Origin of the sequence: uncultured Clostridium sp., assembly GCF_934754915.1 — a bacterium.
GTDB lineage: Bacteria > Bacillota > Clostridia > Clostridiales > Clostridiaceae > Clostridium.
On sequence record NZ_CAKVKB010000001.1, the window covers coordinates 1 to 22,843 of the forward strand.

Annotated in this window: 15 protein-coding genes; 1 reads left to right on the forward strand and 14 read right to left on the reverse strand. The window is 28.9% G+C overall.

The genetic code is table 11. From position 1 onward, the window contains the following. The 11 genes from Q0F58_RS00005 to Q0F58_RS00055 form a co-directional block, all read right to left on the reverse strand. On the reverse strand, positions 1 to 487 hold a 487-nt coding region (locus Q0F58_RS00005; RefSeq protein WP_294370799.1), incomplete at its 3' end, for a hypothetical protein. A gap of 89 nt (positions 488 to 576) precedes the next feature. After that, positions 577 to 2,121 carry a Tn7-like element transposition protein TnsE gene (locus Q0F58_RS00010; protein WP_294370802.1) on the reverse strand — a complete coding sequence of 515 codons (1,545 nt, stop codon included), beginning with the start codon at positions 2,119 to 2,121 and terminating at the stop codon, positions 577 to 579. Beyond that, the gene (locus tag Q0F58_RS00015) at positions 2,102 to 3,646 is read right to left on the reverse strand and encodes a TnsD family Tn7-like transposition protein (RefSeq protein ID WP_294370804.1); all 1,545 of its coding nucleotides are present in this window, start codon (positions 3,644 to 3,646) and stop codon (positions 2,102 to 2,104) included. The genes Q0F58_RS00010 and Q0F58_RS00015 overlap by 20 nt, the downstream gene beginning before the upstream one ends. 93 nt (positions 3,647 to 3,739) lie before the next feature. Beyond that, complete coding sequence (locus tag Q0F58_RS00020; protein ID WP_294370805.1) at positions 3,740 to 4,165, reverse strand: hypothetical protein; 426 nt, start codon at positions 4,163 to 4,165, stop codon at positions 3,740 to 3,742. A gap of 19 nt (positions 4,166 to 4,184) precedes the next feature. Continuing rightward, the gene (locus tag Q0F58_RS00025) at positions 4,185 to 5,864 is read right to left on the reverse strand and encodes an AAA family ATPase (RefSeq protein WP_294370807.1); all 1,680 of its coding nucleotides are present in this window, start codon (positions 5,862 to 5,864) and stop codon (positions 4,185 to 4,187) included. Beyond that, entirely contained in the window at positions 5,854 to 8,007 is a 2,154-nt protein-coding gene (locus Q0F58_RS00030; protein WP_294370809.1) for a transposase family protein, read from the reverse strand. Before Q0F58_RS00030 ends, Q0F58_RS00025 begins: the two co-directional genes overlap by 11 nt. Next, positions 8,004 to 8,843: a TnsA endonuclease N-terminal domain-containing protein gene (locus tag Q0F58_RS00035; protein WP_294370811.1), complete on the reverse strand. Its 840-nt coding sequence runs from the start codon at positions 8,841 to 8,843 to the stop codon at positions 8,004 to 8,006. Before Q0F58_RS00035 ends, Q0F58_RS00030 begins: the two co-directional genes overlap by 4 nt. Before the next feature lie 230 nt (positions 8,844 to 9,073). Further along, positions 9,074 to 10,900: a glutamine--fructose-6-phosphate transaminase (isomerizing) gene (glmS, locus tag Q0F58_RS00040; RefSeq protein ID WP_294370813.1), complete on the reverse strand. Its 1,827-nt coding sequence runs from the start codon at positions 10,898 to 10,900 to the stop codon at positions 9,074 to 9,076. Positions 10,901 to 11,671: 771 nt separating this feature from the next. Further along, positions 11,672 to 12,955: a TolC family protein gene (locus tag Q0F58_RS00045; protein ID WP_294370815.1), complete on the reverse strand. Its 1,284-nt coding sequence runs from the start codon at positions 12,953 to 12,955 to the stop codon at positions 11,672 to 11,674. A gap of 115 nt (positions 12,956 to 13,070) precedes the next feature. Next, a complete protein-coding gene (locus Q0F58_RS00050; RefSeq protein ID WP_294370817.1) occupies positions 13,071 to 16,265 on the reverse strand; it encodes an efflux RND transporter permease subunit in 3,195 nt (1,064 codons plus the stop codon). 4 nt (positions 16,266 to 16,269) lie between these two features. Further along, positions 16,270 to 17,520, reverse strand: coding sequence for an efflux RND transporter periplasmic adaptor subunit (locus Q0F58_RS00055; protein ID WP_294370820.1), 1,251 nt, complete (start codon positions 17,518 to 17,520; stop codon positions 16,270 to 16,272). Between the two features lie 314 nt (positions 17,521 to 17,834). Here Q0F58_RS00055 and Q0F58_RS00060 point away from each other — a divergent pair, with 314 nt between their 5' ends. Next, entirely contained in the window at positions 17,835 to 18,320 is a 486-nt protein-coding gene (locus tag Q0F58_RS00060; RefSeq protein WP_294370822.1) for a MarR family winged helix-turn-helix transcriptional regulator, read from the forward strand. A 57-nt stretch (positions 18,321 to 18,377) separates the two neighbouring features. On the opposite strand, the gene Q0F58_RS00065 is transcribed toward Q0F58_RS00060, so the two are convergent. From Q0F58_RS00065 to Q0F58_RS00075, 3 genes are all read right to left on the reverse strand, one after another. Beyond that, entirely contained in the window at positions 18,378 to 19,172 is a 795-nt protein-coding gene (locus Q0F58_RS00065; protein WP_294370824.1) for an endonuclease/exonuclease/phosphatase family protein, read from the reverse strand. 4 nt (positions 19,173 to 19,176) lie between these two features. Continuing rightward, the gene (locus Q0F58_RS00070) at positions 19,177 to 20,829 is read right to left on the reverse strand and encodes a PTS transporter subunit IIBC (protein WP_294370828.1); all 1,653 of its coding nucleotides are present in this window, start codon (positions 20,827 to 20,829) and stop codon (positions 19,177 to 19,179) included. A 107-nt stretch (positions 20,830 to 20,936) separates the two neighbouring features. Beyond that, positions 20,937 to 22,610 (reverse strand): alpha-glucosidase, encoded by a 1,674-nt coding sequence (locus tag Q0F58_RS00075; RefSeq protein ID WP_294370830.1) that lies wholly within the window; start codon positions 22,608 to 22,610, stop codon positions 20,937 to 20,939. Between the last annotated feature and the right edge of the window lie 233 nt (positions 22,611 to 22,843).

The following is a 22,843-nucleotide window of genomic DNA, read 5'->3' on the forward strand; positions in this document are numbered from 1 at the left end:
ATTGATATAAATAATCACAATTTTTCTTATTTGCAATTTTTGAAAAATTATCTTTTATTATATCTTTATCAACTATATTGGAACAATCTATTATAAAATCCTTACTCTCTATTGTATCTGTTTTTATTCTTCTTTTAAGTTCATTCCTATTAGCAGGTGTAAATACTATAACCTCATGTTCATCTATTACACTTTTGAATTCATTATATTTATTTTTAGCATTTTCTATTACATTATTTCTGTACTGTGACAATACTCTACTTCTATATGACAATTCCTCAATTTTAAATAATTCTGCAAGTTCTCCTTCTTTTGTTAACCTTGCAAGTGGTGGTTTATCTTGAAAAGGTATCTTTATATTTAATTTATTTGTAAAGTAATTAGCATCCATTCCTTCAGATTTTTCATACATTTGATTTATAACATTTTTCTTGCAACCCTTATTAGCTAATTCAGTAATCATTCTTTTATTAATAGTATATTTCATTATAAGCTCCCCCCTCGGCTTATATATTGCATTTTTTATAATCTTATACAATATATAGTATACTATATTGTAACTGTTTTTTCATTTAACTACATTAAATTATAACCTATTATTTCTCTATATATGTTACTAGCTCTTTTTAATATCTCTTTATTACTGTGTCTATGTCGTTTAACCAATACATTTTTCTTTTTTAATAATTCTAATATATCATTATCCCATTTTCCCCCTTCATAAACTAAACTTTTTAATATCAATGAATATATATTTTCCCAGCAATATAACTTAATGTTATATAGTATTAATGTAGAAAGTGACTTCCCATTTCTTTCCACTTCAATCACTCCATATTTATTTTCCATATAATCAGTTATTTGAGCCAGTACACATTGTCTTCTAATCATTTTTTGATTTGTAAATGAAAACCTTCTTCCTAATGGTAAGTTAACTACTCTTATATGAATATTTTTTATCCCTTTCATTACTTTTAATCTATTAAGAATTTCTATAAATTCCTTTAATTCTCCACTAACACTTCTTACATCTACATCTGAAACTTCTATTCCTCTCGTCTTATTAAATCCCCCCTTATCGACAAAAGTCCTCCTATCATCATCTTCCCTAACAAACTTTTTAGTATTTTCATCTTCTATTTCACGTTTATTGACATGTCCTATTTTTTCTTTCTTAATCTTAGGAATATTTAAATATTCCTGTACTACAAGTTCATCCTTAATACTTTCAGCTCCTTTTGTAGAGCCATCAGTTTCATTATCAATAGTTCTTTCTTTATTAATACTATTACTTAAATTAGCATAAGACCATTTCTTTGCCTCATTACTTCTTTCATATTTCTCAAAGCTAGGATGAAACACCCTAATTTCATTAAAACTAATTCTTTTTTCTCTAACTTTAATAATCTCCTGAACCAAGTAACCATATTTAGTTTTTCTAACTCTAGCTGTAAATTTAAAATTATGGATATTAAAATCAAACATCATTTTATGCTTAATTGATGTATTATATCCTATAGCACTAACCATATTTAATATATCTTTATTACCAATAATCCAAGCAAAATGATTGTAATAAACATCCTTTAAATTTGTAGTTCTATAATTACTATTAAAATATAAATTTAAAATTCTATTGTTAATTTCATATGTAAAATAATCTTCAAACGTATCACTATATAATATTGTATTTAACATAAAAGTATTAGGAGCAAGTACTGATCTTACTATCTCCACTACTGGTATAGAATAGAGTTTATTATTCTTATAAAAATTAAACGTTCTGGATTTACTTTTATAACTACTGCCTTTTATTCTCCAATCATTCTCATTATATTTAGGTACAACATTACTTAAATCTATGTCTATAGTTTCTATAACTCCATCTTTATCTATTACTTCCCCTGAATTTAAATCTCCATCAGTATAGTATTTATCAATAGATAAGAAATGTATATTAGCCCAATCCTGAACTATTCTTTTAGTTACTTTTTCATCATTAAAATATGTATCAATCATCCATTTATTATTAAATTTAAAAGGCTCACCTATCCAAATAAGTTGAGCCTTCTTCCCCTTTTCAAAGGGCCAGTTTTTTATTTTAAGTTGCATTCTCCCCATTGTATCCCCTCAGCTCTTTTTCACTTATATACTTAATTAACTTCTCCTTTAGTTTATTAAATTCATTAGTTCTTATAGCTGCAATTCTCTGTACTTGCCATAGCTTTAATTCTTTTTCATCCTTTATTAATTGGTCTATTACATATTCACATCTTCTTAACTGAAATTCTTCTGTACTTTCACATACCTTATCTAAGAATTCTTTAGTCTTAGGTAATTTACTAATTTTATTTTGTATATTAACTAATATTCCTAGTGGTTTAGCTAATGCTGAATTTGTTATTCTAACTGGCTTTTCCATAGCTTTTATCTCATTATATTTTTTAGTAAGTATATCTAAATACTCATTATCACGTTCTTCCCAGTTAACTCTTTTATTTCCTATATCAGCTTTAACTTTCTTAGGCAGGTTACTAAATAGCCACTGTTTATCATATCTATAAAGATAGGTATACTCCTTCTTAAGCTTTTCTCTTAATTCAGTTCTTTTCATATTTTTATTTTCTTTAATAGCAGTTAAAATATTATTTTTGTACTCTTCTAACTTACTAACATCACAATCTTCACGATTATAATCTGTTTTAACTATTTCAAGTTTTCTAATTCTTATACTAAAAAACTTTTCTATATCATCACATAGAAATCCAATAAGCAGTAAATGCCTTAATGGATGCGTTGCTCTTTTAGTATTTCTAGTAACAACCTTTAACCAATTATATTCATTATTAAAATCTATGCTACAATTAAGTTCTTTTAAAAAATCTTCCCCATAAAAATTGATAAAACTTTCATATAATTTTCTTTGTTTTATAGTACCTGTAGCTCTTGCAAAATCTTTAGTGTATAAAAGGTACTTATATCTTTTTGTTAGACTCTCTTTATTGAATTTATCTAAATTATTACTTAATAAATAATAAGCATCCTTTGCTAATCTTAAATGTTTTTCATAGTTGTTTATTTCAACATCATCTAATTCAAAACATAATAAGTCATTTTCAAATTTTATATATTCTATCCTGCTTGAATCCAACTTATTTATAGGATATTCCTTCAATATACATCCATGATGTGGGCATAGCATTATTCCCTGCAATTGATGTTCTCTGTGAATATAGGCTTCACCATAAATCTCAACTTCTTCTTTAGCACAAACAGGGCAATAATAGATACTGTGACTTTTACATATAGACCCAGCTATTATTCCAAGTTCAGTATAAATAGAACTGCTTCCTTTAAATTTCATATAATTTAATACTTCAACTCTTTTCCCCTTATCTATAAATGGTACATAGTAAGGAAAAATAGTATTCTCATTAATTATTTTTTCTGCTGTATATCTTCCTCCAAGCTCCTTTGCAAGATAATCTAATCTGCCACCCAGTTCAAATGTTGATACCATTGAACGCTTTCCAAAACATTCTTCTATGGTATCTTTAAAATCTGCATTTCCTGAATAAAAATGATATCTAGCTATAGCCGAATATATAAGTTCATCTTTGTAGGGATCAGTAAAAAAATCAATCAAAGCATTATCTCCTTTTCATTTAAATTACTGTCCCATCCCCTATTTTCACTTTAAAACTTCATCTTTATAAAATATCAATATAATTTTATGGTTCTATTTAAATCCTTGTTTTAACAATTCACTTTGAACTTTTAATTTTTTCTTTTCATTATTTCTAATTTGTCTATCACTAGTATCTAATTGAGTTAATGGCTTATTTGCTTTAATAGCTTCTAGTTCTAATTCTTTATATTTTCCACATCCTAAAACACTTTTTTTGCCATTAATATTTTCTACCACACTAAATTTTAAAATAAATTGGTCATTTTCTATATCTCCTTTAGTCAATCCAAAATAATTAGGATCCTCATATAGAGAATATAGATGCACACCACATCTTGATGCAATCCATACTGACTCACCTACATATAGACAAATTTTCTTTTTAGTTTTTTTATTTTCTAACTCAACCATATATACTCCTGCACCTACAGCACGTGAATCCATTCCATTATCAGTTTCAAAAAAATCTATTTGCATTTATTAATATCTCCTTTCCTCAATTCACATTTAAAAATTCATCCACAGGATTCTTAATATATCCTTCCTCTTTCAACAACTCATATGGATGAATGTTTCTTTCTCTGGATAACTTATAAATTTCTATTAAGCCACCAGTTATTTTTACCTTAGGTTTCTTTTCTTTTCTAAGTTTCATCTTTTCATTTAATGCCATTGCTTCTTTCAAAGCTTCCATTTTTAAATTGCTATAATCCTCATTTGCACTTGAACCACTAACAATCTTCTCACATATTTTTCTTATGTTATTAAGCTCTAAATACTGAAATATATCCATTTCAGTTAAATCAACTATTAAACTTTCTATAGTACTTTTTCGCTGCAGCTCTATATCTTTTCTTCTTTCCTTAAAAGATTCTTTAATTATTCCTGTAAGCTCAATATTCCTTGCATAAACATTAGCTACTTCTTCATAATCTATTGATATATCTTCATACTTAATAATTTCAGCTAAGTTATTATTTCTTAATGCTTTAATCATAGGCTGTATCATATGTAAATCCCTTTTAGCTGTTTCTCTAATAATAGATACTGTTAATTCTTCTTTGCCATCCTGCAAAGCTCTTTCCTGTGCTAATAAGAATAAATTAACTGCAACTGCTGTGATTCCCTGGCATTCATCATAAAAAGCTTCTTTCATCTTATCAGTTAATTCACATACATTTTTAAGTCCTTGAAATTCCCATATTGAGCGTAAAAAGAAATCCCATTCATCACTATCTCTCTGCATTCTATCCCATATAATAGAACCATCACTGCCTGCTCTTCTTGCCTGCCTAAAGTTACCGTTAAATACCTTCTGTGCTTTACTTGTTCCAATTAATACTGTTGGAATACCTACTGTATTAGTTAATGTCACAAAGAAATTAAGCATTTCTTCTTTATCATTTTTAGTATTTAAAAGATGCTGTATTTCATCTATTACTAAAACACCTATACCATATCTCCAAGCTAGTTTTGTCATATTAATCATCATTGTTGATGTTATACGATTTGCATAACCGAACTTTTCTAGATACCTGGTACCCAAAATATCATCAATAGCTTTAAAAAAGTTTTTACACAAAGTCGATAAGCTGCCATCATAAGGGCAGTCAATTTTAAGCCATACAATCTGTGTTCTAGTAAAGCTTTCTCCTTTATATTCAAAATGTTTTATAACCTGTGGATACATAAGAAGCAGTCTTTCAATAGCTGTGGTTTTTCCTATTCCTGAAATTCCAATAATAGATATACTATCAGCAGTAGTTCTTATATTTTCTAGCTCATTCTGCAATTCATTTTCCTTTAATGATGTATCATCTAATCTATTTAATACTCTTAATTTACCTAAAAAGCTTTTGTCTAATGGATTTCTTCCTAAATATCCTCGTCTAATAAGCGTTGATAACTTTCTTTCCAATTCAATATGTATAGGCAATGGCTGAAGAAAATTCTTAGTTCTTTTTATAATGTGATATCTTAAGTTCTCTGTTTTATTTCTATCTACATCAGTAATTACAGGTAAAACAGTAAATCTATCAATAACATCTTCTGCTGTAAAAATAGGTGGTAAAGCTTCAATAAAAGGGTTATATGAGTATTCTTCAAGTTCCTGATTCTTATAAACAGCTTCTTGAAACTCACCTTTTAATATTGTTGTCCTTTCTCTATTTATCACTCTTTTCACCTCGCTTCTTCTTAATCAAATCCATTAACTTGTTATGACCTGTTTCTTCAGTATCTTTTTTAGCCGTAGGTAACTCAATTACTTCTGCAACTCTATCTGCTTTTTCAATATCTTTTCCTAAACTAAAACCTTCATCCTGCCTATTAAGTTCTTTCTCAACAGCCCTGTTTTTCTTTATTCCCTTAAGTTTTTGATTTGGTGATTTATTATAATTAATATCTTTTGCTTTTTCCTTCTTTGCCTGCTTAACTATCTTATCTATCTCTTTTTCTAAATCAATATTATTCTGATTCTGTTCTCTTAAAGCTTTATCTTTTAATTCTGAATTCAATTCCTCATTAAAGATTATTTCTTCAAGAAGACAATCCTTATATTGAAGACTTGCATCTATTAAATAACATTCATCATAATCCAATCCATTATTGTATGGAATGTAAATCTTGCTCATATTTCTTGGATCATAAACTACCTCAATACTTCTTACTTTTAAATTCACAAACCATTGCTCTTTAAGTGCTTTATCAGAACTATAATATAATCCTTTAAATCTTATACCTGCTCTTGAAACACTTGCTCTGCCTTTAGGAAGTATATTAAGTCTTAAAACTTCTCTATCAACAGTTTTTAATCTTCCTTTTCTGTTTTTAATTCCCCAGTTCCATAAATTTATTGGTGAAGCTGTTATTTCATCAGCTATCATTTCCTTATCCATAGGGTATTTATCTATTATTTTGCTATTATGATGAAGTACTATATTTATATAGATTTTAGTAAACTCCTCTAATGTCAAAGTAGCGTCAAGTCTATAATCTCTATCTCCACGTTTTCTAAATTCTTTTTGAATTGCACCTGGTGTTTTATGTTTTATTTTTTCATTAGTAGTTCTAAAACTTCTCTCTACAATTCCCTTTAAATCGCCTCTATAAGGTGATGTATTTTCTATCTTTACATTTAAATTATTAATTAAATTTTCAACATTGTAACCTTCAAATTCTCCTCTATCTGCAATAATAATTTCAGGAAGATGTCTACATGGCCATTGTTCTTCACTTATTTCAATCCCATACTCTCTACAAAACTGAACCTTATCAGCAATCATATTATCTAGGGTCATCATTGCTCCAATCCATGATGGACCTTCAAGTCCAACATATATTCCTGTAACCATTCTTGAAAATACATCTATAATTGCATATACTACTGGTCTTCCTATAACTCTGTTTCGATTTAATGAACTTACTAAATAGATATCTGCTATAGTTGCATCTACTTGAAATCTCGTACCTGGTCCATCAGTTTCCTGAGTAGAATTACTTAAAAGCTGTCTATGCTTTAGATTGAATTCTTTCTCACTTTCTCTAAATATAATATCTTTTTTTAAGTTTTCCTTCTTTTTAAACCAATAATAAAATTGATCATATGTTGGTATTTTTGATTCATCCCATACTCTATGCTTAACTTCATTATCTTCTATATAACTATCTGAATAAAAATCCTTTAACATTAACGTATATGTTTCTTTTAATGAAACTTTTTTATTATTTCTATAATACTTATCTATTACAAAAGCAAACTGCTTTTTTACATCATCAGTTATATTGATTCCTTCAATTTTATTTCCTAAATAATCAGCTCTTCTAGGTTTACCCGTTTTTATACTATTCAGCTTTTTCTCCTTTCCCCTTCCCCCTGATTTATCATAATCAGGAATTAGAGCATTCTTATTCATACCTCTTTGCCAAAACCTGCTGAATAATCTTTTTACTTTATTCATTCCTTTACCTGATTCATCACATATTGATTTAAATGCTTTTGAACGTTTTGTTTTATTTAAAATATCATCTTTATAAGTTTCCCAATACTTTTCTATAAATCCCCAATCTTCATTTCTCTTACTTAATTGAACTTGTGATAACTCATCATCTTCAATAATTTTTATATAAGGATCTTTTATCCTTATCAATTTATTGCATTCAATCTCTTCTATAATCTTATTAATACTTTCTTTTCTTGGCATTGATGTTACTGCATCTATATTCACAATATAAACATAGTTTTCATCTAGCTCTACAATTCTAATTCTTTCACCATCGTCAACATCAACGTATTTAAAAACAGAATTAATAGAAATCATATAACTTCCACCTTCTTTATCTCATCTCTGCTTATTGATAAAATAGGAATATTTTTGTTTACGTCAATTTTCTTTGATATGTCTATTTCTATAATCTTATTTATAATTAAATATTTAAAAATACTTAATCCACATCCACTTTCAAGACTCATATCATTATCAAATTCCAAAGATATGGCTCTCACACTTCGTTTATCATCTACCATTCTTCTTATAAATTCATAAACTAAATCCTGAATTTCTAAAGAGTCTAGATGAGTAAATCCATCTACATTTTTTATATCCCTATAAGCTTGAATAAAGCTTATATTATGAGCAATTGTTTTATCTATTTCTTCTTCTGTGACTATAGCCCAGTCAATGTTTCTCTTCTTCCAAAATACACGCTCAATTTCAAATTTTTCGAGTATCCTTTTATCTAATAAATCATCTTTAGATTTTATAGTTCTTGCTACTTCTTTGACTCCATCTTTTGTAGATACTGTTATTAAAAAATCCGTAGTCATAACAATATCTTCACCTGTTTCAGAATTCTTTGGATGTCTTAATCCAAGTTCATCTGCAATAGAAATAGTATCTTCCTGTGGAAGCAACGGAAATTGTTCTCTTATGTCTTTAACATTATCTGAATACTCTAATATGTAAAAATAATTTCTTTCCATATCTGATAGAAGCTCATGCTGTCTATTTGTCTTTATTCCTCTTACTCTCGTAACCCTGCCTAATGAAGGCACATCCTGTATCTTAATCCATGGCTTATATTCACTACCAATACCAGAGCCATAACCTTCTTTAATCATCTTCTCAATATTCAGCTTTCGTTTCCTTTTTGCCATATTTTCACCTCTTACAACTAAAAAAAGCTAGACACTTCGTATTCAAAATGTCTAGCCTTCCAGAGTCTATATTTGTTAATACTAAACATCTAAAGTTAGTATTAACTATATATTAATTTTTAATTCAACTTTCTTTCAAAAGATCAATCTTTTTTTCAAATAATCAAACATTCTTTCAAACAATCAATCTTTCTTTCAAAATGACAATTATAAAAAGTTATTCTATTAAATTATTCAACAGTAACTGATTTTGCGAGATTTCTTGGCTTGTCAATATCGCATCCCTTAGCTTTAGCTATATAATAAGATATTAGCTGTAAGACTGCAACACTCAATACAGGTGCAAACATATCTAATGTTCTTGGAATATATATTACTTCATCTAGCACTTCATCTAATCCCTTAGTTCCTTCATAGCATATTCCTGTAACTTTTGCTCCTCTAGCTTTAATTTCAACAATATTGCTTACCATTTTTTCTTTTAAAGCTTCTTGAGTTAATAAAGTTATTACTTTTGTTCCATCTTCTATTAATGCAATTGGTCCATGTTTTAATTCTCCTCCAGCATATGCTTCTGAGTGAATATATGAGATTTCTTTAAGTTTCAATGAACCTTCTAAAGCAACTGCATAATCTAATCCTCTTCCTAAATAGAACATATCCTTTTCTTTATATAACTTTTCAGCAATAGCTTTTATCTTATCCTTATCTTCTAAAACTAATTCTACCTTGCCTGGTAAATCTAATAATTCTTCTTTTAATTTATTTAATCTATCACTCTTTAATTTGCCTAAAATCTTAGCAAATGTCATAGCAATCATATACATACCTATAATTTGAGTTGTATAAGCTTTAGTTGAAGCAACTGATATTTCTGGGCCAGCTAATGTGTATAGCACATGATCTGCTTCTCTTGAAACTGAACTTCCAACAACATTTGTTAATGCAACAATTGTTGCACCTATTGTCTTACAATTTCTTAATGCTGCTAATGTATCAGCAGTTTCACCAGACTGGCTTACAACTATAACTAATGATTTATCAGTTACTAGCGGATTTCTATATCTAAATTCTGATGCAATATCTACTTCAACTGGTATTCTTGCAAGAGACTCGATGACATTTTTACCTACAAGCCCTGCATGATAAGCAGTACCACATGCAACTATAAATACTCTATCTGTATTTTCTAAATCTTCTTTAGTAATCTTTAAATCATCTAAAATCATGCTTTTTTCCATTGAAATTCTTCCAGCCATAGTATCTCTTATAGCTTTTGGCTGTTCATGAATTTCCTTTAACATGAAATCTTCAAATCCACCCTTTTCTGCAGCATCTTCACTCCATGTTACATGATATATATCCTTAGTAATTTCTTTACCATCAGTATCATAAAGTTTAACTCCATCCTTATTAAGAACAGCTATTTCATGATTTTCTAAAAGATATACATCTCTTGTATAGCTTAATACCGCTGGAATATCTGATGCAATAAATGATTCGCCTTTACCTAATCCTACAATTAGAGGACATTCTTTTCTTACTGCTATTAATTTGTCTGGTTCTTCTTTGCAAACAACCCCTAATGCATAACTTCCTTCAATCTTCTTAAGAGCTTTTATAACAGCTTCAAATAAATCTCCTTCATAATAGTAATCAATTAGATTAGGTATAACCTCTGTATCAGTTTCAGATTTAAAAGTATATCCTTCACCTTTAAGCCAGTTTCTTAATGGTAAATAATTTTCAATTATACCATTATGAACTACAGCAATTGTTCCTTTACTATTTAAATGTGGATGTGAATTTAAATCTGAAGGAGAACCATGAGTTGCCCATCTTGTATGCCCAATTCCTATATTCCCTTCTATTGGATGTTCTTTTATATTGTTAGCAAGATTATCTAGTCTTCCTTTAAATTTTCTAACTTCAATCTTTCCATCATTAACAACAGCAATACCTGCTGAGTCATATCCTCTATATTCTAATTTTGACAACCCATTAATTACAAATGATGTTGCTTTTCCACTTCCTAAATAACCAACTATTCCGCACATATTAAATCTTCCTTCCTTAAAATAACTTATTTAATAATAAGCTTTCTCTATTTATTTTTTGTTCTAAGTTATACTTTTGTTACAATGCATAAAATCACAAATTTCTACAAAATCATAGAACATTTTATGCAAAAAAGGGTATAACAATCCTGTAACCTAAAAGCATTAACTTTAGAAGGTTTTAACACCAAACTGGATTTGTACTCTAAATCACTTTAAAGTTTTGCCAGTTGTTAACGGTAGTGCAATACCGTGGGGCACCCGCCGAAGTTTCGATAACTCCCCAACCTCGTCAACTTAAGTGAGACTCCAAATCTTCGATTTGGTTAGTCGAACTTACACAGCGTGCAAGTGAGACTCCAAATCTTTGATTTGGCTAGTCGAACTTACTCAGTAAACGCATGTGCACTGAGTTTCCTTTGGAAATTATCTAAATCTAATTTCCCAAAAGGATTCTCAAGCCAATTTATTTACCTTTAGCTTCCACTTTAAGTTCTGGCGCTTAAATTTTTAATTAAAAAATCATTTTGTTAATTACTAATCATCCCCTTTCAACTACATTTTATACCCTGCATATATTTTATCATATAAATGAATTTTGTCTATAATATATAATATTGTATTTTTCTTAAATCTCTACAGCTAAATAAAAAAGATATATATAATCCACAATTATTACAAATTTCAAAGAATTTATCCACAATTAATGGTTTATATATATCTAAATATGTTAATAATTTATGCTATGTTATATAGGTCAATATATTTATTTTATTGTATAGTAAGTTTAAGCCAAGGTTTTTGAATATTATCTTTATACTGATTATATGCTTCTATATCTGTTCTCAATTCTGATTCTAAATCTAAGTTATTCTTTACAGCTTCATCGTACTTATCTTTAGTAATTTGACCCAAATCATATTGAAGCTTAGTATTTTTTAATTTTTGATTGTTTAATTCAATATTCTTTTTATCTAATTCAATAGTGTTTTCAGTATTTATCAATAAAATATAATACTGTCTAAGTGCTTCTTTAAATGCTTTCTTTTCTTCATTTAAAGTTGTTTGATCTGATATATTTGACAACTTAGATCCTAAATATTTTGCATAATTTGAAAGTTTAGATATATAATCTGATAATGCAGTTTTATAACCAGCAGCATCAAATTTTCTGCTTTCTGTTCCATCATCATTTGTCACTGTACTATAATACTCATCCTTTTTAGGAGCCTTATCAGAACTAGTTATCTTTACATCATCTCTAAGCTCATCTAAATAGTCTTTTTCATTATCAATCTGCTCCTGTTTAAGAGATTCTTCTATATATTGTTCAACAATATCATCTAAATACTCTTCTACCGATCCATCTATTTCAAATTTATCATATTCAATATCTCTATTTAAAGTATACTTAGAAACATCAATTCCTGTTAAATTTTTAAATTTATACTGTAAAAGCTTTAAGCTATCTTCTGAAGTTTTTATTCCATTTTTCATTTTCTGTATATTTAAGTCAAAATCTTCTGTATCAATAGATGTAGCTAAGCCTAAGCTATTTTTCAATTTCATATCAGAATTTCTCTTATTTTGAATATCTAGATTCAATTTTAAACTTTCCAATTCTACTTGCTTTGTAACAATTTGATTATATGAATCTCTTACATTTGTCTTTAAAATGTCCTCTTGATAATCTCTTTTCTGTTTAAGAGCTTTTATAGATAAATCATTCTTTTCTTCAGTATAATCCTTCTCATAATCTTCTATCATATCATTATCTTCTGAAACGTTATTTATCTTTTCAGTGACATCATTTATTTTTTCAGTATAACTTATAGTTTTATCTAATAAACTTAAGGTTTCACTATTAGAAACAGCAGTTTCCATTGCATCTTCTAATGATAAAACTGGTTTATTACTTGCTTGATTTTTCTGTTGATTAATAGTAGCTAAATCAATGTATGTCACTTTAGTTTCAGCCATTGCTGGAATTATACTTCCACTAATTACACTAACCCCAATTGCAAAAGCAACAATCTTATTTAAATTTCTTCTCATTACTCCACCTCTTTACTATTACTCTTCATTTCTATTACATAATTTTACCACAAAATAATCTTATAATCAGTTAACCATGAAAAAACTCTTTCTCCATGGTTAACAATACTTCAATCTATTTTTTTAAGTTTGGTTTATTACTATCTTTTGATTTATCATCATTATTAATATCTTTAGATAATATATTTACATCCATTTTTTCTTTTTTAAATCCAATATGAGGTAACTTTATTTTACCAAATATCTTTCCAAACTTATCTGATAATACATTTTGTATTTTTTCAAATATTAAGTATACAGTTGGTATTAAAATTAATGTTACCATTGTTGATACTGAAAGACCACCAATTATTACAACTGCAAGTGGCTGCATCATGTCCCCACCTTCACCAAATGCCAATGCACTAGGAACCATACCAACTATTGTTGTCATTGTTGTCATCAATACTGGTCTTAATCTGGCTGCACATCCTTTTGCAACTATTTCTTCAAGACTTCCTTGAACTTTAGCTTCTCTAAGCTGACCAATATAGTCAATTAAAACTATACCATTATTAACAACTATACCAACCAATAATATTGCTCCAAGCATACCAACTACATTTAATGTTATTCTTGAAATCAATAATGCAAGGACAACTCCAACAAATGCAAATGGTATACTGAACATGATTATAAATGGCTTACTAAATGACTCAAATTGAGCTACCATTACCATATAAACAAGTATTATAGCTATAAGCATTGCTATAGCAAGGCTGCTCATTGATTCAGACATCATTTCAGCTGTACCACCAACATCAATGCTATAATCTCTAGGCATATCAACTTGATTAACTGCTTGAGTTAATAATGCAGAAGCTGTATTAGTATCCATTCCATCAGCCTTAGCTGTAATAGAAATTGAATAGTCTCCATCTGTTCTAGATATAGATTTTAATCCATCAGCCATTGTTATATCCGCAAATGCACTTAATGGAACTTCTTGTCCAGTTGCTGATTTAATCTTTATCTGCTTAATATCGTCTATGCTGTCTATACTTGATTCTTTAAATTTTAAATTAACATCATAATCATAATCATCTATTGTTACTGTAACAGCATCTGTACCACTTATTGCTGTACGTAATGTTGAAGCTATTGATGCTGTATTAATTCCATATAATGTAGCTTTTCTCTTATCTACTTTAAATTGTGCTTCTTCATTAGAATCTGCAAGAGATGTCTCTACATTTCTGAATCCTGATAATTGTTCAACATTAGCTTTTGCTTGATTAGCTATTTCTTCTAATACATCCAAGTCTGGTCCTTTAATATCAACTTGAACATCTCCAGTTCCACCCATAGACATACTACTGCTTTGACTTACATTTATCTCACAGTCTGGAACTTCTTTTAGTCTTTCAACAACATCCTGTTCAACTTCATCAGTTGTTCTCTTTCTTTCTTTTGAAGATACTAAATCAAGACTTATACTTGCAGAATTTGAAGATCCAGAACTATATACTGAACCAGAACCAATCTGAGTAATCATTGTTTCAACTTCAGGAATATCTGAAACTTTTTCTTCTGCCATAGATACATAATAATCACTTGGTTCTAAATCTAATCCTTCTGGCAATGTTATTGATATACTTATCATACCTTCATCACCACTAGACATAAAGTCCATACCTATTGCTCCTGTTGCTACAACAACCATAGAAAGAATAAACATTCCAATACTTATAAGTACAACAACAATTTTATGTTTTAAAGCTAACACTATAACATTTTTGTAAAATTCGCTTATCTTATCAAATATAGGTGATGGCTTTTCCTCCATTTTAGAGCCATTCTTCCCACCACTTAATTTAGCAAATATACTTGGAACAAGAGTAACTGCAACAATAAGAGATAGAGTTAATGCAAAGATAAGTGTTTTTGCTAATGAACCAAACATTATTTTTGTAAATCCTTCTGTAAACAATATTGGCAAGAATATTGCTACTGTTGTCAATGTTGATGCCATTACTGCTGTTGACACTGTATTAGTTCCTTTAATAGCAGCATCTTGTATTGACAAACTAGGATCTTTCCTGTATTTAAATATGTTTTCAATAACAACTGTTGCGTTATCAACAACCATACCAACTGCAATTACAAGTGAACTCAATGTAACCATATTCAGTGTTTCGCCTGTAAAATAAAGCAATGCTATAGCACCAATTATTGATGTAGGTATTGAGACTGCAACAACAAACGATGCTCTTCCACTCTTTAAGAAAAGTAATATTACACCAAAAGCTATCGCAGCACTTAATGCTAAATTCTTCATTACGTCTTTTATAGAATCATTTATATATTCACTTGTATCATTAACTACTTTTAAATTAAATTGTGGATTTTCTTTATTAAGTTCTTCTATTTGTTTATTTACTGCTTTCATAACTTGTACAGTATTTGCATCTTGTTGTTTTTGAATATCCATAACCAAACTATCCTGGCCATTATATCTATAGATTGATTCTTTATCTACATTTCCATATTCAACTGTACAAACCTTATCTAAGCTGACAGTATCGCCATTAGATACTGGTACCTGAATTGATTTAATATCCTCTAAAGATTCTACCTTATCAACACTTCTTATAACAATTTTATCATCTCCCTGAGTTATAGAACCATATGGATAACTCTTATTTGTAGCTGATAAAAGTCCTTTTATTGTATCTAATGTAACACCATAATTTGATAAAACCGCAGGATCAGCAATAACATTTATTTGTGTTTTATCTCCTCCGTTTATATCTGCTGATGTGGTACCATCTACTGCTTCGAGTTTAACTTTAACAGTCTCTTCTGCATATTTCATAATATCATCTGAAGTACCTTCACCATTTACAACTACTTGAGCAATTGCCTGAGAATTCATATCCATCTTTAAAATACTTGGACTATCAACATCATCAGGCAAAGTCATTTTTACTGTATCAACTTTACTTCTAATATCATTTAATTTTTCATCTACATCTATTCCATATTCAAATTGCGCAACAACCAATGACACACCTTCACTTGACCTCGATACTGTTGTCTTAACATTTGAAATAGATGAAAGGCTCTTTTCTATAGGTTCTGAAATTTGGTCGTCAATATCCTGTGGGCTGGCTCCTGCCCATTGTGTCATTACCATTGCTACTGGTATATCTATATCAGGCATTAAATTTGCTGGCATCTTGCTATATCCAATTCCACCAAACATAATTACCACTAAGAATACCATTATTATGGTAAGAGGACGTTTGACTGAAGTTCCTGTTACACCCATTACTTTAGTCCTCCTTTACTACAGGGAAAAGTTTTGTATTGTCTGAAATTAATGATAATCCTCCAATAACAATTGTGTCATCAGCATCTACTCCACTCTTTATTTCAACAGTACTTTCTGTTTCAATTCCTGTTTCAACTTCCTGCTTAACAGCCCTGTTGTCATCTCCTACTATATAGACATATTTTGTATCATCTTCTTCTACTATAGCTTTCTTTGGTACAGTTACTACATCATCTTCCTTTTCTATGCTCACATTAACTTCAGCTGACATTCCTGCTTTAAATTGTCCATCAGAATTATCTATAACAACTTCAACTTTATATAGTGAGCTTGAAGAATCTGCAACTTCTGGAACATTAGTTACTGTTCCTTCAACTGTCTGTCCATCTAACACTACATCTACTGTTTGACCTTGACTAAATTTTCCAATATCTGATTGTGTAATATTTAAGTCAATTTGTAACAGATTTGTGCTTGAAATTACAAAAGCTGGTTGTCCCTGACTAACCATTTCATTTACGTTAAAATTCTTTTTTGTAATAACCCCATCAACTGGAGATTTTAAAGTCAACTTGTCCCTATTAGACATTGCATTATCTAATGCAACTTGAGCTGAATTTATAGCAGCCTTTGCTGATTCTCTGTTTCCAACTCCTATATCGTATGCTTTCTGAGCTGAATCTAAAGCTGCTTTTGCCTGCTCAACACTCTTTTGTGATTGATCTAAACCTGCTTGTGCCTGTTTATAAGCATCTTCTGAAACTGCACCTGCTTGATAAAGCTGTTCAGTATTATCAAACTGTCTTTTTGTTTCTTCATATCCAGAAACTGCCTTATCATAAGAAGTTTTTGCATTAGTGAGTCCAGTTTCTAATTGGTTTTCTGAATTAGCAACTGATACATCACTATCATTATAAGCAGCCTGTGCTGATTCTAATGCTGCTTGTGCAGTCTTTATCCCATTTTCAACATCTGTTCCTTTTACTCTCAGTAATGTCTGTCCCTTAGAAACACTATCTCCTAGTTCAACATCCATTTCTTCAATAGTTCCAGCCATTTCAACTGTAACAGCTGTTTCATCTTTTATTTTTGTAGTTCCTGAAAAAGTATTGGTATTCTCAATTTCTCCACCCTTAGCTGCCTGAACTGAAACTGCTATAGCTTTTTCTTCTTGAACTGGCTCAGCTTTTCCACAGCCTATTAATGAAATTGTACTTACTGTTAATAATAACGCAATTAAATATTTTTTCATCTTCTCCTCCTTGATTTTATATTGAAATATAATCGAATATATCCATTTACTATAACCTAAATAATATTATAGTAATATAAATATTCTTTTTCCTTATCATTTTCTTAAATTAAACTTAAATAGTTCGACCTTTTCATCAAATATACAAAAATAAGTATTATACTTATCTTTGTATATTTTTTCATATCATTGAATAAGCATGTATTTAATTATAATTTTATAACTATTCTAAGTCAATAACCTTCTTATTGTTTTAAGGTTAATTTTAGATTATAATAATTAATGAAATTTTGAGAATGAAAGGAACTGAAATAATGACAGACTATAAGCTTTCAAAAACTGCTGATTTAATGTTAAGCCTTCTTTCCTTAATGAGAAATGATTTGTTTCTAGATAACAATTTAATAAAAAATTTTCCTTTATGTGAACAGGAATTCAAAAAGAACATGTCATCGTTACCATTGCCTCCATCTCACATAAAAGTTATTCTTTATCTTGAAAAAGAAAAATCATCTCCTATTTCATACATTGCCAAAAAATTAAATATATCAAAATCAAATATGACTCCTATAATAGATAAGCTTATAGAATTAGATCTTGTAAATAGATATTCAGATAATAAAGACAGACGTATTTTGCGTGTGGAACTTACACCTAAAGCCAAAAAATTATTTGAAGCTTTTAAATCTTCTGCTAAGAAAAGTCTTAAAAATAAACTTTCAACTTTATCAGATGAAGATTTAACTTCTTTATCAGAGTCACTATCAACACTTATATTAATTTTGCAGAAATTAAATTAACTATAATTTCTGTAAACAAAAAGACAATATGAACACACTGCTCATATTGCCTTTTTACTAAATCTCTAATTCCATTTCAATACCATAATGATCTGATATTATTTCCTTATTGTTCCCATTAAATATTACATCTGCTTTTCTAACATTTAAAGATTTGTTACTTAATATAAGATCCAACCTAAGATTTTCCTTATTTTTTTCCCAGCCATCTATTTTTCCTTTAGCTGTAATGCACAATTTATCATCATTATTTCCCAGTAAATATAAATCAGTTAAATTGTTATTTATAAGATAGTCATATCCTTCATTTTTTATAAATGCATTATTATTAAAATCACCCATAAGAATTGTAATTCTGTCATTATCAATAGAACTTATTAATTTATCAGCTTGATATTTAAATGGTTCATCTTCATCATTCCACCATCCAAGATGGCATGAATAAAAATCAATTACTTTATCAGATATTTCTATTGAGCTTTTAACAATTTTCCTAGTCTTCCAGTAAGTTCTATCCTGGCCTTTTGTAACAAAAAACGATTTGTTATCTAAAAATTTATGTCTGCTCATTATTGTAAGTCCTTCTTCATATATATCATATCCTATATGAGAAAAGTCCCAATAAAATTCATAATTTTCATTACATAATTTATTTAATTCCTTTTTTAGTAATACTGCAAAGTTATCTTCTCTTATATTATTTTCTATTATTTTGCTTTTTGTTGATTGACTTATTTCTTGGAGAGCTATAACATCATATTTCTTTTCACTTATAACTTTTGCCAAATATTTAATTTTTTCTAACTGATTTTCTTCCTGCCATGAATGGCAGTTTAAAGTTAAAAGTTTCATTACACTACACTCCTAAAATATCCTGTATTTGTGATTTTATAACATCTGCTTTAGGTCCATATATAGCCTGAATACCTTTATCCTTCACCACTAATCCCATTGCTCCATTTTGTTTCCATTCTTTTTCATCTGCAACTAAAGATTTATCTTTTACAGTAACTCTCAAACGAGTCATACATGCATCAACATCAACTATATTTTCTTTCTCACCTAATAATGAAATTATCTTCACAGCTAATTCATTACCTGAAGTCTTAACTGTTGAAGCACTATTTGTTTCTTCTTCATCTTCAACATAATTACCTCTACGTCCAGGAGTAGCTAAATTGAATTTTTTTATCAAGAAATTAAATACAACAAAATATAAACCAAAGAATATAACTGCAACAATTGCAAAATTAACAATATCCATTATTATTCCTGCTTTTGCAAACATAGGAATACGAGTTAATAATTCAACAAAACCAAATGCATGAACTCTTACATGTATTATATCAGCAACTGCAAAACCGATACCAGTAAGAACAGCATATACACCATATAAAACAGGAGATACAAACATAAACATAAATTCAAGAGGTTCTGTAACTCCAGTTAGGAATACAGCAAGACCTGCAGATAAAAACATTGATTTATATTTTTTCTTTTTATCTTCATCAACATTTTTGTACATTGCTAATGCTGCACCAATTAATGAAGCACTTGAAAGTATAACCTGACCAAATTTAAATCTTGCTGGTGTAACTGTTGCTAATAAATTATTATATGCTGCAGTATCTCCTGCATCCTTTAAGTTTATTAAATCAGATATCCATGCGTACCATAATGGATCCTGACCTGCAATTGCATTTCCTGCATTTGTTCCAGTTAATACTGTATACACTCCACCTAATTCAGTATAATTTACTGGAATTGTAAGCATATGATGTAACCCAAAAGGTAATAATAAACGTTCTAAACATCCATATACAAATGGAGATAAAATCGGTGCTGTATCTTTAGATTCTGCAAGCCACATACCAAATGAATTTAATGCTGATTGAGCAAATGGCCATATTATTGAAAGAATTACAGCTGAAACAACAGAACCTGCAATCACAACAAACGGTACAAAACGTTTTCCATTGAAAAATGATAATGCATCTGGAAGTTTATCAAAATTATAATACTTGTTATATAGTGATGCACCTAGAAAACCTGAAATAATACCTACAAACACACCCATATTTAAAGCAGGACTTCCAAGAACTGATATAAAGTAATCACCAACTGCTATAGTTTGACCAAATATTGTTTTAACTGTCGCGCTTGAATCATTTAGCATATCTGATGTAACTCCAAATATAGATCCAGTAGTAAGATTTATAAGTATAAATGCTATAAGTGCTGCAAATGCTCCACCAGCACGTTCTTTTGCCCACGAACCACCAATAGCTACTGCAAATAAAATATGAAGATTATTAATAATTCCCCATCCTAATTGTTCTACAACATTAGAAATCATATGAACAAGAGCTGCATCTCCACACATTCCAATTAGTTTTCCAATACAAATCATAAGACCAGCTGCTGGCATTACTGCTACAACAACCATTAAAGCTTTTCCAAATTTCTGCCAAAATTCAAATGAAAATAATTTTCCTTTTGCGTTTCCCATAATACATACCTCCGATTATTTTTTAGTATATCGTATATATTTTATTTCATTAACTAGACTTCATTATAAAAATAAAGTCTAGTTTTTATGCTTTTTATTATTAGAATTTAATTTTTTATTTTATATAATCTGCATTCCCATGGATTTAAAATAAAATCTTTAATTTGACCATGTTTGTCTATATTATAATTTGAAATTATCAAATTATTAAAATCAAGTACTGCACCATCATAATTGTATTCAGCATTTTCATCTGATAAATTACATATTACTATATACTTTTCGTCATCTAGTATTCTCATATATGAATATATCTGCTCATTGTCTTTCAATATAAGCTCATATTTTCCATATATTAAAGTCTCACTTGACTTCTTTAATTTTATTAATTGCTTATAAAAATTCAAAACTGAATTATCATCATTTAATTCATTTTCAACATTTATTTCTGTATAATTTCTATTTACATGAATCCAAGATTCTCCATCTGAAAATCCAGCATTTTTGGAATTATTCCACTGCATTGGTGTACGTGCATTATCTCTTGATATGCCCCATATATGTTCTAATGCATTTTTTTTTGAATAACCACTTGAAATTAATTCATTATATATATTTTTGCATTTCACATCATCATATTCTTCTATGGAATCAAACTTAACATTAGTCATTCCAATCTCTTGTCCTTGATATATAAACGGTGTTCCTTGCTGCATAAAATACATTAAAGCAAATGCTTTTGCACATTCTATTCTATAGTTATTATCATTTCCAAGAGTAGATATAACTCGTGATATATCATGATTTTCAATAAAAAGGGCATTCCATCCTATTCCATGTAGATTTTCCTGCCACCTACTCAAAGCTTCCTTAAGTTTTATTATATTAGATTTTTCATTTTTCTCATTTGACTCCCACAAATCAAGATGCTCAAATTGAAATACCATGTTAAAGCTTCCATTTTCCTCTCCTACCCATAAATCAGCATCAACATCAGCTTTAACTCCATTTGCTTCACCAACTGTCATAATATCATATTTAGAAAATGTCTCTTGTTTTAACTCATTTAAGAATTTATGTATTCCTGCATAATTCATATGTTTATCAAAAGATTCAACATATTCCTTATTATATGAATTTGGTAAATCCTCAAAAGTCTGATCTTTCTTTATATGACTTATAGCATCTACTCTAAATCCATCAACTCCTTTGTCAAGCCACCAGTTTATCATTTTATAAACAGCTTTTCTCATTTCAGGATTTTCCCAATTTAAATCAGGTTGTTTTTTAGTAAATAAATGAAGATAATATTCATCAGTTAAATCGTCATATTCCCATGCAGATCCTTTGAAAATACTTTCCCAATTATTGGGTTCAGCTCCATTTCTACCTTTTTTCCATATATACCAATCCCTCTTAGGATTGTCTTTTGAAGACCTTGATTCAATAAACCATTCATGTTCATCACTAGTATGATTAATAACAAGATCTATTATCAACTTCATTCCTCTACTATGAACTTCTTGCAAGAGTTTATCAAAGTCTCTCATAGTCCCAAACTCTTCAAGAATCCCATGATAATCACTTATATCATATCCATTATCATCATTAGGTGATTTATACATTGGGCATACCCATATAACATCTATTCCTAAATCTTTTAAGTAATCTAATTTAGATATGATTCCATTTAAATCACCAATACCATCTCCATTGGAATCTTTAAAGCTTCTAGGATAAATCTGATATCCTACAGCCTCTTTCCACCAAACTTTTTTCATTTTTTATATATTCTCCTTCGTTCGCAATCGCTTGCATTTCTTTTTAAAAAAATATTAAATTTTATAATATATTTAATAAACTAATATTAATTTTATGGTATTATTACTCCTACAAAATTAGTATATCACTTTAAGAAAACTTTTACAATGATTTATTTGATACATTTATTTTTCTCACGTCTTATTTTATACATATTTTCTTTAAAATACTCCTAAATATCAACATTTCCGCA